Annotated in this window: 11 protein-coding genes and 1 rRNA gene; 5 read left to right on the top strand and 7 right to left on the bottom strand. The window is 71.4% G+C overall.

Annotation, left to right across the window (positions count from 1 at the left end):
• The 4 genes from rrf to AB0O36_RS16520 all read left to right on the top strand — a co-directional run.
• Positions 1-75, top strand: a 5S ribosomal RNA gene (rrf, locus tag AB0O36_RS16535); the annotation flags it as partial.
• Positions 76-154: 79 nt separating this feature from the next.
• Positions 155-709, top strand: coding sequence for a GNAT family N-acetyltransferase (locus tag AB0O36_RS16530; RefSeq protein WP_365110106.1), 555 nt, complete (start codon positions 155-157; stop codon positions 707-709).
• Between the two features lie 114 nt (positions 710-823).
• The gene (locus AB0O36_RS16525; RefSeq protein ID WP_365110103.1) at positions 824-1795 is read left to right on the top strand and encodes a beta-propeller fold lactonase family protein; all 972 of its coding nucleotides are present in this window, start codon (positions 824-826) and stop codon (positions 1793-1795) included.
• Between the two features lie 55 nt (positions 1796-1850).
• Entirely contained in the window at positions 1851-2321 is a 471-nt protein-coding gene (locus AB0O36_RS16520; RefSeq protein ID WP_365110100.1) for a hypothetical protein, read from the top strand.
• Positions 2322-2331: 10 nt separating this feature from the next.
• On the opposite strand, the gene AB0O36_RS16515 is transcribed toward AB0O36_RS16520, so the two are convergent.
• The 7 genes from AB0O36_RS16515 to AB0O36_RS16485 all read right to left on the bottom strand — a co-directional run bounded on the left by AB0O36_RS16515 (position 2332) and on the right by AB0O36_RS16485 (position 11013).
• A complete protein-coding gene (locus tag AB0O36_RS16515) occupies positions 2332-4140 on the bottom strand; it encodes a type VI secretion protein (protein ID WP_365110098.1) in 1809 nt (602 codons plus the stop codon).
• Between the two features lies 1 nt (position 4141).
• On the bottom strand, positions 4142-5557 hold the full coding sequence (locus tag AB0O36_RS16510; RefSeq protein ID WP_365110096.1) for an ATP-binding protein: 1416 nt from the start codon (positions 5555-5557) through the stop codon (positions 4142-4144).
• A gap of 17 nt (positions 5558-5574) precedes the next feature.
• Positions 5575-7134, bottom strand: coding sequence for an SCO6880 family protein (locus AB0O36_RS16505; protein WP_365110093.1), 1560 nt, complete (start codon positions 7132-7134; stop codon positions 5575-5577).
• Positions 7131-8471, bottom strand: a complete 1341-nt coding sequence (locus AB0O36_RS16500) for a hypothetical protein (RefSeq protein WP_365110090.1) — start codon at positions 8469-8471, stop codon at positions 7131-7133. The genes AB0O36_RS16505 and AB0O36_RS16500 overlap by 4 nt, the downstream gene beginning before the upstream one ends.
• Positions 8461-9294, bottom strand: a complete 834-nt coding sequence (locus AB0O36_RS16495) for a hypothetical protein (protein ID WP_365110088.1) — start codon at positions 9292-9294, stop codon at positions 8461-8463. Before AB0O36_RS16495 ends, AB0O36_RS16500 begins: the two co-directional genes overlap by 11 nt.
• Positions 9295-9402: 108 nt before the next feature.
• Positions 9403-9711, bottom strand: a complete 309-nt coding sequence (locus AB0O36_RS16490) for a hypothetical protein (RefSeq protein WP_008742356.1) — start codon at positions 9709-9711, stop codon at positions 9403-9405.
• 471 nt (positions 9712-10182) lie between these two features.
• Positions 10183-11013: a pentapeptide repeat-containing protein gene (locus AB0O36_RS16485; protein ID WP_365110154.1), complete on the bottom strand. Its 831-nt coding sequence runs from the start codon at positions 11011-11013 to the stop codon at positions 10183-10185.
• Between the two features lie 135 nt (positions 11014-11148).
• Between AB0O36_RS16485 and AB0O36_RS16480 the strand changes: the two genes are divergently transcribed.
• Entirely contained in the window at positions 11149-11757 is a 609-nt protein-coding gene (locus AB0O36_RS16480) for a LysE family transporter (protein ID WP_365110085.1), read from the top strand.
• The last annotated feature ends 29 nt before the right edge of the window (positions 11758-11786 follow it).

Below are 11786 nucleotides of genomic sequence, written 5' to 3'. Positions count from 1 at the left end.
AACCCGGAAGCTAAGCCTTTCAGCGCCGATGGTACTGCAGGGGGGACCCTGTGGGAGAGTAGGACGCCGCCGAACAATCATTGCGGGAAGCCCCGCACCAATCCTCCGGGATATGGTGCGGGGCTTTTCTGCGTTTGGGGTTATGCTCCGATTCATGGGCCAGCATGTGATACGCGCAGTACGCGCCGACGAATGGCAGAAGATCAAGGACCTGCGGATCGCCGCTCTCAAGGATCCCGCGGCTCCCGTCGCCTTCCTGGAGACGGTCGAGCAGGCGGAGGAGAAGCCGGACTCGCTCTGGCAGGACCGCGCCGCCGGCGCGTCCCACGGCCGCTCGGCGCGCCAGTTCGTCGCCGAGGCCGAGGACGGCAGCTGGGACGGCTCCGTGGTCATGCTCGTCGAACAGGCCGGTGAGGCCGACTACTTCGGCGATGTGATGGACCGCCACCAGGGGCATCTGGTGGGGGTCTACGTACGGCCCGAGCACCGGGGGTCCGGTCTGGCGGGCGAGCTGTTCGAGGCGGCGCTGGAATGGGCCTGGTCGCTGGAGGGCCCGCAGCTGGAACGCGTACGGCTCTACGTGCACGAGCGGAACGAGCGGGCCGCCGCCTTCTACCGGCGGGCCGGCTTCGCACCCACCGGCCGCGTCGTACCCATGCCGGGGGACCCCGCGGCCAAGGAGCTGGAGTACGCCATCCCGCGTCCCTGAGGGCGCGTCTCGCACCCGTGCCTCGTCACGCGCCTTAGCTTGTGGTCCGTGACGAGGCATCAAGGTAGGTGGCTGCCCGGGGCGGCATTGCTGTGTACGGCGCTGGCGAGCGCGATGGGACTGGCGTCAGCGCCGGCACTCGCGTCGGTGGCGTCGTCCCCGCCGGGCCCCGGGCACGGGTTCTACGCCTACGTGGCCAACCTCCACTCCGACACGGTCTCGGTGGTCGACACCCGTACCGATACCGTCGTGGACAGCATCCCCGTCGGTGACGGACCCGACGACACGGCCGTCAGCCCGGACGGCAGCCGGGTGTACGTCACCAACTCCGCGGCGGACACGGTGTCCGTGGTCGATGCCCGCAGACGCACGGTCGTCGCCACCGTCGGTGTCGGCGACGAACCGAGCAGGGTGACCGTCTCCCCGGACGGCCGGCACGTGTACGTGGCCAACGTCGGCTCGGACGACGTGTCCGTGATCAGTGCCCGCACCCACGCCGTCACCGACACCATCGAGGTCGGCAGGCAGCCCCTGGGCCTGGAGTTCCTGCCCGACGGATCCCGGCTGTACGTCGCCAACGCGGGCACCGACGACGTCTCCGTCATCCGCCCCGACACCGGCACGGTCGTCGACACCGTTCCCGTGGGCAGCGGTCCGACCGCCCTGGCGTTCACCCCGGACGGCCGGCACGCCTACGTCTCCAACCTGAGCTCGAACGACGTGTCGGTGATCGAGACCTGCGGCAACACGGTCACCGACCGGATCCCGGTCGGCGTCGCTCCCGCCGCTGTCGGAGTGCGTCCGGACGGCCGCCGCGTCTACGTCGCCAACACCGGCTCGGCCGACGTCTCCGTGATCAGCACCCGGGCCCGGGCGGTCACGGACACCGTGCCCGTCGGGGACTTCCCCAACGGCCTGGCCGTCGCCCCGGACGGTGCGAGCGTCTACGTCAGCAACTTCGGATCGGACACCCTGTCCGTGATCGACACCGCCGCCGTACGGGTCCGGGACACGGTGGCCGTGGGGGACGGCCCGACGGGCGTGTCGGTCGCGCCGGCTCCCGGAGGCACTCGTCCCGGCAGGTGAGAGGGGCGGCCGAGGGGGTACCGGGTGACCAGGGCCCTGCCGTACCGTCCGGCACATGGTGATCTTGACATGTGTCCTCATCTTCTTCGGCTTCGCGTCCCTCACGTCCTCCTTCGTGATCTTCGGGAGGATGGTGAAAGACACGCTGCACCATCTGCGTGAGGTCTCGGAGCTGGACGAGAACGGCGTGGTCACCGAGGCGGTCCTGACGCATCTGGAACCGTCCGGGGCCCGTGGTTTCGCGAGCGCCGTGTACGAGTACGAGGGGCCGGGCGGTCGGCCCTTCAGCCAGCGGTCAGGGGTGCAGGTCACCCCCGACCTGATGATCGGCAACTCCTACCCGATCGTTCGCCACCACCAGTTCCCGAGCCGGTTCCGCGTGGGCACGAAGGAGGACGTGGCCGGACTGCGCAGGCGGCAGGAGAAGTTCCTGTCGGGGGTCAGGCGCTTCCGCCTCGGTTCCGCCGTACTCGGCCTCGTGCTGATCACCACCGCCGGCGTACTCATCGCGACCACCAGCGCATGACGTCCGGCTCCTAGCGGCTCGGCAGTGCGGCCGTGGCTTCGGGCCAGCGGGAGAGGGCCTGGGCGCGGCTGCGGCAGGTGGCCAGGAGCGGAAGGGCGGGGTCGGTGAGGAGGGACGGCAGTTCCGGCAGTGGGGCCACCGCGGCGACGTCGTCCAGGACCAGTGAGAGTGGTGGGTCGAGCCGACCGTGGGATGACCGTGCGGCCATGCGGCGGCCGTGCTCGACCACGTGTGACGCGAGTGCGGTGAGCAAGGGCATCGCACCCGGGTGGGTGCGCGGATCCTCCAGGGGCTCACCCACCAGGTAGAGGGTGCCCACTTCGGCCGGGAATGATGCGAGTGCCAGCGCATCTGTTCGGTTCGAGGCGCAGGATTCCCGGATGTGGATGGAGTTGAGGGCGGAGAGGGCACGGGCCGTCAGCTGCTGGGCCACGTCGCGGCGTTCCGGGTGCGCGGTGAGGGCGCTCTCCAGCTCGCCCGCCGCGCCGGCGGTGGTCTTGGGGTGGGTGCGGAGGATCCGTACGGCCTCGTGGGCGCCGTTGCCCTGGGCCCAGCGGTGGACCTGCTTGAAGGGGTGCCCGGCCAGGGAGGCCGCGTGCAGCCAGCTCCGCAGGAGCGTTTCCGCGGTGTCGGCCACTGCCGCGTCGATACGGGCCCGGGGTCGTACGGGGGCCAGGAGGGCGGTGGCGCGTGCCGCGGCGGTGGCGCGGTCGGTGCAGTCGTCGGCCGGGTTCCAGTGCAGGCGTGCGGGGGTGTCGCACAGGTGTGAGGGGTCGTAGAGGTGGACCGGGCCGAGCTTGCCGCGGCCGTCCTTGGTCTCCGCCCAGAGGGCGGGCGAGGAGGTGATGACCAGGACGGGGCCTTCGGCTTCGGCGATGCGGGCCGCGGCGATGGCCTGGCGGTCGGCGGGGCCGGCGTAGAGCAGGCGGGCCGGGGCGGGCTCGGCGGGGGGTGTGGCGGGGCGTGCGGGGGCGTAGCCGAAGCCGTAGCGGTAGGCGTCGGAGGAGGCCGGCGCGTGTGCCTGGCGCGCTTCGCGCGTGGGGTTGCCCGCCCGCCCACTCGTAGAGGGCGTCACAGTTGCCGGGCCGCCCGTGGGTGCCTGAGCGCCGTCGGCGGCTGCCGCGCCGTGACCCGGGTCGGCCCCGGGGCCCGCCGGCGCGGCGGGGTGCGAGGCCGCGTCCTGTACGGGTGCCGGCACGGGGGCGGCTTCGCGCGGCTCCGGCACCGTCGCGCCCGCGCCGTGCGCCGGGCCGCCGGCCGTGGCAGAGCCCATGCCCGAGCCCGAGCCGGTGCCCGAGCTGTCGCTTGCGCCCGAGCCCGAGCCCGAGCCCGAGCCCACACCCGTACCTGATCCCGGGCCCATGCCCGTGACCTTGTTCGTGGCCCCAGGCACAGCCTCGGGTTCGCCCGACGGCACGGGATCGCTCGCCGCAGCCGCAGCCGCAGCCGCCGCGCGTTCCGCGCGGGCGTGGGCGCGGCGGGCCTTGGTGCGGGCCACGACTCCGATGCCGAAGACCGTCAGCACGAACAGCACCAGCAGCTGGCTGATGAACAGGCCCCAGAAGAGGCCCCAGCCCGACAGTGCCGCCGGGTCGGTCTCCGGCCAGGCCGCCGCCACGTCGTGCGGCTGCCCTATCAGCGAGTGGATCGCTTCCGGGGTGCGCGCGAACGTGACCGTGCCCGGCCACGCCCCCCGCGCGAACAGGGCCGACAGGCCGGTCGAGGTCCACACCAGGACCGCGAGGCCGAGGAGGAAGGCCAGCAGGCCCACCAGGAGCGAGTCGGGGATTCCGCGCTGCGCGGGTCGTGCCTCGGGCATGTCAGGCGACCGTGGTTCCGGCCCCGCCGTTGCGGTGTCGCTCGATGTACATGGCGCGTTCCTCCGCCTCCAGTTCGGCCGCCAGCAACTCCTCGGAGAGATGCGACTGCGGCGTCGCGGATTCTGTCATCGCGCGGTCCGTGTAGACCAGGGGTCGTTCCGCTTCTGTGATCAGGTGTTTCACTACCTGGACATTGCCGTTCACGTCCCACACCGCGATGCCGGGCGTGAGGGTGGGGATGATCTCGACCGCCCACCGGGGCAGGCCGAGCACCCGCCCGGTGGCTCTGGCCTCGTCGGCCTTCTGGGCGTAGATCGTCCGGGTCGAGGCCATCTTCAGGATGGCCGCGGCCTCCCGGGCCGCCGCGCCGTCGACCACGTCGGAGAGGTGGTGGACGACCGCGACGAAGGACAGGCCGAGGCGCCGCCCGAACTTCAGCAGCCGCTGGAAGAGCTGCGCGACGAACGGGCTGTTGATGATGTGCCACGCCTCCTCGACCAGGAAGATGCGCTTCTTCCGGTCGGGGCGGATCCAGGTGTGCTCCAGCCAGACGCCGACGATCGCCATCAGGATCGGCATGGCGATGGAGTTCCGGTCGATGTGGGACAGGTCGAAGACGATCAGCGGGGCGTCGAGGTCGATGCCGACCGAGGTCGGTCCGTCGAACATGCCCCGCAGGTCGCCGTCGACCAGCCGGTCCAGCACCAGTGCCACGTCCAGGCCCCAGGCACGGACGTCCTCTATCCCGACGTTCATCGACTCGGCGGATTCCGCTTCCGGGTGGCGGAGCTGCTCGACGATGTCGGTCAGGACCGGCTGCCGGTCCGTGATCGTCTCGTTGACGTAGGCGTGGGCGACCTTCAGTGCGAAGCCGGCCCGCTCGTCCAGGCCGTGTCCGGTGGCGACCTCGATGATCGTGCGGAGCAGGGCCAGCTGGCCGGTGGTGGTGATGGCCGGGTCGAGCGGGTTGAGTTTGATGCCGCCGTCGAGGGCGGCCACGGGGTCCAGCCGGATGGGGGTTATCCCCAGCTGCTGGGCGATCAGGTTCCACTCGCCGACGCCGTCCTCGCCCTGGGCGTCGAGGACGACGACCTGGCGGTCGCGGAACCGGAGCTGGCGCAGGACGTACGTCTTCTCCAGCGCGGACTTGCCGTTGCCGGACTCGCCGAGGACGAGCCAGTGGGGGGCCGGGAGCTGCTGGCCGTACAGCTGGAAGGGGTCGTAGATGTAGCCCTTGCCGCTGTACACCTCCCGGCCGATGATCACACCGGAGTCGCCGAGTCCGGGCGCGGCGGTCGGCAGGTAGACCGCCTGTGCCTGGCCGGTGGACGTGCGGACGGGGAGCCGGGTGGTCTCCACCTTCCCGAAGAGGAAGCTGGTGAAGGCGTCCGTGACGGCGGACAGCGGATCTCGCATGCGGCACTGCCCTCCAGCTAGCGTCGGATGCCGGTGGCGAACGGCAGGGTGTTGACGAAGGCGCGGTGGTGCTCGCGGTCGCACCATTCCAGCTTCAGGTACGACTTGCCGGCCGAGGCGCGGATCGTCCGCTTGTCGCGGGCGAGGGCTTCGGGCGAACGCGAGGACACGGTGATGTACCCGACCAGGTTCACTCCGGCCGCACCACTGGCGAGATCTTCACCCCGCTGGTCGAGCCGGCCGTGCGCGGCGATGTCCCGGGGGTCGACCGTCCGGTTCATCTTGGCGGCGCGGGAGGCGTCGGCCTCGTCGTTGGTCTTCTCGGTGAGCATGCGCTCGATGGCGATCTCGGTCGGTTCGAGGTCCATGGTGACGGCGACCGTACGGATCACGTCGGGGGTGTGGACGAGGAGCGGCGCGAGGAAGTTCACGCCGACCGGGGTCATCGGCCATTCCTTGACCCAGGCGGTGGCGTGGCACCAGGGCGCGCGGGTGCTGGACTCGCGGGTCTTGGCCTGGAGGTAGGTGGGTTCCACCGCGTCCAGCTCGGCCGGCCAGGCGTTGCGCCGGGTCATGGCCTGGATGTGGTCGATGGGGTGGTCCGGGTCGTACATGGAGTGGACCAGGGAGGCGAGCCGGCCCTGGCCGAGCGGTTGCCGGACCCGGATGTCGGCCTCGGCGAGCCGGGCGCAGATGTCGGTGAGCTCGCGGGCCATGACCACGGCGAGCCCGGCGTCCTTGTCGAGCCGGCGGCCCTTGCGGGTGTTGGTGGCGCGGGCGATGGTGTGCGCTTCGGAGGCCAGCTCGCGGGTGTAGTGCATGCAGGCGACCAGGTAGGCGCGGTGCTGCTCGGAGGAGGTGGACACCATCGACTGGAGCTGGTCGTAGGAGTCGCGGAGCCAGACGGGGGAGCCCTGGTCACCGCGCTGGGCGACGTCCTTGGCGTGTGCGTCGGGGTCGGCGGGGAGGGTGCGGGCGAGCATCTGCAGGCGGGTGACGAAGCCGTCGCCGTTGGCCACGTGCTTGAGGAGGGTGCCGAAGCGGTCGACGAGGGCTTCCTGGTCCTCGCTGTCGCGCAGGCCGACGCCGGGTCCCTCGATCTCGATGGCCGCGGTGACGGTCCTGCGGTCCGCGTGCAGCAGTACGGCGATCTCGTCGGGTCCGAAGGGGGCGGCGAGCCAGTTGATCCGGCCGATGCCGGGCGGCGGGCCGATCTCGACCTCGCGGCCGTCGCCGGAGGTGCCGGCCTCCATGGCGGACGAGCGGTACGTCGTCCCGCGGCGCAGGGTGCGCTTGTAGGACCGGCGGATCTCGAACCACTTGTAGAAGGTGCGGCCGCGGTAGGGGACGTACACGGCGGCCAGCGCGAGCATCGGGAACCCGACGAGGCTGACGATGCGCAGGGGGAGGCTGGGCACGAGCAGGCCGCTCATCATGCCGAAGAAGCCTCCGACGATGATCAGCGCGATCTCGCCGGTCTCGCGGTTCTTGCCGACGATCGCGTTGGGCCGGGCCCGGCCGATGAGGTACGTACGGCGGGGCGCGACCGGGTGGATCTGGTGGGACTGGGCCGTCAACGCCCGTCACCTCCTGTGTTCCTCGTGCTCGTGCTCGTGCTGGGGCTCTGGCGGGGCGGGGGTGCGGCGGGGGTGCCGCCACCGGACCCCCTGCTGCTGTGGGCGGCGATGCCCCCGGAGATCGCGCTTCCGCCGCCGGTCCCGCTGCCGGGGTCGGCCCGGTGGGAGCCTCCGCCGCGGGTGCTGTGGGTCTTGATGCCCTGGGAGACGAGGGAGGCGGGGGAACTGATCAGGGCGGCGGCCTGGGCGCCGTCGGTGGCCTGCTTGCGGTTGGTGCGGGCGGAGACGATCTCGTCGCCGAACCCGGGCACGAAGCGGTAGATCATGCCCGAGGCGAAGATCGCCAGCAGGATGATGGCGAGGCCGGAGACGACGGCGGAGAACGCGTCGGGCCCGTTCTTGCCGGCCAGTGCGCCGGCCAGGCCGAGCACGATGACGATGACCGGTTTGACGAGGATGACGGCGATCATGATGCCGGCCCAGCGGCGGACGTGGCCCCAGAGGTTCCGGTCGACGAGCCCGGCGTACACGACGACGCCGAGGAGGGCGCCGACGTAGAGCAGGGCGGCCCGGATGACGAGCTCCAGGGCGAGGATGCCCGCGGCGAGGATGGTGACCAGGGCGACCACGATCAGCATGATCGGTCCGCCGCCGATGCTGTCGCCCTTCTTGAGGGCTTCGACGAACCCGCCGAAGAACACGTCGCTCTGGTTGCCGGTGGCGGAGGCGATGGTCTCGGAGATCCCGTCGGTGGCGCTGACGACGACGTGCAGCACGAGCGGGGTGAAGGCGGAGGAGAGCACCGTCAGCCAGAGGAAGCCGATGGCTTCGGAGATGGCGGTGGTGAAGGGCACGCCGCGGATGGCGCGCTTGGCGACGGCCAGCAGCCAGATGATCAGGGTGAGGATGGTGGAGGCGGCGAAGACGATGGCGTAGTGCTTGAGGAAGCCCGCGTCGGTGAAGTCGACGTTCGAGGTGTCCTTGACGATCTCGCTGAGCTTGCCGACGATCCAGACGGCGGCGTCGGCGCAGCCCTTGGCGAGCGAGGAGAGCGGGTTGAGCGCGTCGCCGACGGGCCCGCTGCCGTCGATGCCGGGCTGCACGGTGCCACCGGTGCCGGGCTGACCGGAGCCGCGTTCGCAGTACTGCTTCGCGGGGCCCGAGATCAGCGAGCAGGGGTCGGTGGTGGCAGTCGGGGCCGAGGGCGTGGGCGCCGGGGGCGTCGGGGTGGGCGTGGGCGCGGCTGCTGCGCGCGTGGCCAGCAGTACGGCCGCGGTCTGCAGGGCGGCGAAGGCTGCGAGGACGCCCCGGACGCGGGGGGCGGGGCTAGCGGGCATAGGTGAACCCTCCGAACTGTTCGACCGCGCCTGCGATCTCGTCGGACGGGGACACCGGGCTGTCTCCGCTGATCGGTGTGGGGCCGGCCTTCTGCGCGGTCTCGGTCACCCGCCAGTCCGAACCGTTCCACCTGAGCGTGACCGACATGGTGAACCAGTTGCTGGTCACCGGCTTGATCGACTTCTCGCCGGCCAGGCCGAACATGCCGAAGCACCACACGTCTACGGCGGCGGCCCCGCCGGAGAAGTTCTGCACCTTGGTGCCGGCCGGCACCGTACGGCTGACGAAGGTGGATCCCGCCGGCGCGACCCCGTCACCGGTGAGGCCGATCTGGGCCAGCAGGGCGGCCGAGTAGTCGGCGTCGAACCCCGACTGCAACTTTTCTCTCGCACCGTCGTCCGCGATCGCGTCGACGATGGCGCGCCGTCGGACGGGGTTGAACATGCCGTCAGAACCCAGCGCCACGGCGAAATTCGCGGCGGCTGACTGCGCGCCCTGCTCGTTCTGTGCGAAGCCCGACGGGATGCCGTTGTTCTTGCCGTCCACCGGGCGGACGCCCGTCGGCGCGGTGCCCGACGCCGTCGGCGTCTTCGCGCCGTCGTCGTCCGACGTATCGTCACCGCCCTGGTTCGCGAACGCGATCGCCGCGATCAGCAGCACCACCACGCCGACCACCGTCACGAGCCCGCGCGAGGAGCGCGCCGGGCGGCGCCGGTCCCCGTGCGTGTCGCCCGGGGCCTCCGGGAGACGGGTGCGGGTCTGGCGGGTGCCGCCCAGCGTGCTGTACGGGTCGTACGGCTCGTCCCGGTCGTCGTGGCTCATGCCGTGTCCGCCCCCTCCGCGTCGTACGACGGTAGCGTGTGGTGATTCGTCATCAGGAAGCGCAACCTCAGCGGGCGGAGAGGGACGGAGCGCCGGTCCGGGGACCGGCTAGACGGCCATCCCGTAGACGATGGTGAACAGGGTGCCGAGGGAGCCGATGATGAAGACGCCCGTGAGCCCCGCCACGATCAGGCCCTTGCCCTGTTCCGCGCTGAAGGTGTCGCGGAGTGCCGTCGCGCCGATGCGCTGTTTGGCCGCTCCCCAGATGGCGATGCCGAGGCAGAGCAGGATGGCCACGGCCATCACGACCTCGATCATGACCTTCGCTTCATTGCCGAGACTGCCGAACGGGCCCCAGTTCGGGGCGATTCCGCCGATGATGGTGGTGATATCGCCCTTTTCGGCTGCCAGGATCATGTAACTCACCGCCCCTGTATGGGTAGTTCCGTCCCCCCGTACCCGGCGGGCAGGGGTCACGCTCTATCTTCGCTGATGAAACCGCAGTCGTATGTCGACTTGGCGGCTTCCTTTACCTCTTCTCACCGACCGGGCGCAGCACACCACGATCCGTGAGCGGATTCGTCACGGTGGGTGAGCGCGGGCAGGGCTCCGTTCGGCGCAGTGCGGCGGCGTGTCGCTGATCCGGTCCGGTGGGCCGGAGAGGAGGTCCGGCTTCCGGTCGCCTGGCCAACGTATGGGTGACACGCCTCGTGGTCACGGCGGCGTTGCGGCGCGCGGATGCGCGAAGGGGCGCACGCGGAACGCCGCGTGCGCCCGGCGTCGGCGCGGTGGGATCGGGGCGCTCCGGGGGCGTGGAGCCCGTGCCGTCCGGTGCGTGGGGCCTACGAGCTCCGGTGCGTGGGCCCTACGCCGTCCGGTGTGCGGCGCCTAAGCCGTCCAGTGGGCGGGGCGGGTGAGGCCGGCCGGGATGCGGGTGGTGGCGGAGCCGCGGGCGGCGTTGAGCTGGGCCTGGGTGCAGAAGAGGGTGTCGGTGAGGTCGGCGCCGCGGAGGTCGGCGTCGCGCAGGTCCGCACCGATCAGGTCGGCGGTGCGCAGGTCGGCCCGGCTGAGGTCGGCGGCGATGAGGTAGGCGCCGCGCAGGTTGGCGCCGCGGAGGTCGGCGCCGGAGAGGCGGGCGCCCATCAGGTCGGCGCCCCGGTGGTTCTTCTTCTTGCCGGGCGCCTTGGCGCGGACCAGCTCGCTCGTCTTGAGGAGGAGCGTGTTGATGCCGGCGCGGAGGGCGGGCACGTCGGCGGCGGCCAGGGCGGCGGCGTCCGCGCGGGTCAGCTCCTCGGTCTCGGCGAGGGCCGTGCGGAGTGCGCCGTGGACGGGGCGGGCGGCGGGGAGGCCGAGGGCCTGGTCGACGTAGAAGAGCAGCTCGTGGAGCTGCCGCATCACGGGGAAGACCTCGAACATGGCGGCGGCCGTGCCGCGGTCGGTGCGCCAGTCGCGGCCGCCGAAGGTGACCTGGGAGACCTGCTGGCCGGCGCCGAAGCAGTCGAAGACGGTGCAGCCCTGGAGGCCCTTGTCGCGGAGGGTGGTGTGGGTTCCGCAGCGGAAGTCCTGCCGGAGGTTGCGGCAGGGGGTGCCGGCCGCCTTGTCGAAGGCGAAGTCGGCGGACCGGGCGAAGGGGAGGGCGACGCAGCAGAGAGCGAAGCAGTTGCCGCAGTCGGCGATGAGCTGGGGCAGGGCGGGCTTCGCGGGCTTGGCGGACTTCACGGGCTTGGCGGGCTCGGCCGCTTCGGCGGGCTCGGCAGGGCGGGACGCAGGACTCACGTGCCCCATTGTCCCCGGTCCGGGGTCGGGCGGGGCCGGGGTCTTGATCGCGACCGGGGTGCGGGTCAGCATCGCGGCATGACAGAAGTGATCGCAGTAGCAGTCATTACCGTCCTCGCCGTGATCAGTCCCGGCGCCGACTTCGCCATGGTCGTACGCAACAGCTACCTCTACGGCCGCCGGACCGGCCTCCTCGCCGCGGCCGGCGTCGCCGCCGGCGTGCTGGTGCACGTCTCGTACACGATGCTCGGCGTCGGCCTGCTGATCGCCTCCTCCACCGAGCTGTTCACCGCCATCAAGCTCGCCGGGGCCGCGTACCTCGTCTACATCGGCATCCGCACCTTCCGGACGCGCTCCGAGGTCACCGTCGACCTGGAGTCCAAGCAGGCCCTGACCCCGTTCGGGGCCATGCGCTCCGGCTTCCTCACGAACGTCCTCAACCCCAAGACCACGCTCTTCGTGGTCTCCACCTTCACCCAGGTCGTGGACCCGGGCACGCCGGTCTGGCAGCAGGCCGGGTACGGGCTGTTCATGTCGGTGGCGCACCTGGGCTGGTTCGGCGCGGTGGCGCTGTTCTTCTCCAATTCCCGGCTCCGCGAGCGGATGCTCAAGGCCCAGAAGGCGCTCAACCGGGCCATCGGGTCGGTGCTCGTGGGGCTCGGGGTGAGCCTGGGCTTCGCCCGCTGAGCCTTCCGCCACGGGTTACCAATGGGTAG

The organism is Streptomyces sp. NPDC089799 (assembly GCF_040684755.1).
Lineage (GTDB): Bacteria > Actinomycetota > Actinomycetes > Streptomycetales > Streptomycetaceae > Streptomyces.
The sequence above is the reverse complement of the archived record's forward strand: the minus strand, read 5'-3'. Positions and strand labels throughout refer to the sequence as shown.

Coding starts and splice junctions, on each gene's coding strand:
- AB0O36_RS16500 (WP_365110090.1), bottom strand. CDS start 8,471: ATGCCCGCTAGCCCCGCCCCCCGCGTCCGGGGCGTCCTCGCAGCCTTC.
- AB0O36_RS16530 (WP_365110106.1), top strand. CDS start 155: ATGGGCCAGCATGTGATACGCGCAGTACGCGCCGACGAATGGCAGAAG.
- AB0O36_RS16515 (WP_365110098.1), bottom strand. CDS start 4,140: ATGCCCGAGGCACGACCCGCGCAGCGCGGAATCCCCGACTCGCTCCTG.
- AB0O36_RS16480 (WP_365110085.1), top strand. CDS start 11,149: ATGACAGAAGTGATCGCAGTAGCAGTCATTACCGTCCTCGCCGTGATC.
- AB0O36_RS16525 (WP_365110103.1), top strand. CDS start 824: ATGGGACTGGCGTCAGCGCCGGCACTCGCGTCGGTGGCGTCGTCCCCG.
- AB0O36_RS16495 (WP_365110088.1), bottom strand. CDS start 9,294: ATGAGCCACGACGACCGGGACGAGCCGTACGACCCGTACAGCACGCTG.
- AB0O36_RS16490 (WP_008742356.1), bottom strand. CDS start 9,711: ATGATCCTGGCAGCCGAAAAGGGCGATATCACCACCATCATCGGCGGA.
- AB0O36_RS16520 (WP_365110100.1), top strand. CDS start 1,851: ATGGTGATCTTGACATGTGTCCTCATCTTCTTCGGCTTCGCGTCCCTC.
- AB0O36_RS16510 (WP_365110096.1), bottom strand. CDS start 5,557: ATGCGAGATCCGCTGTCCGCCGTCACGGACGCCTTCACCAGCTTCCTC.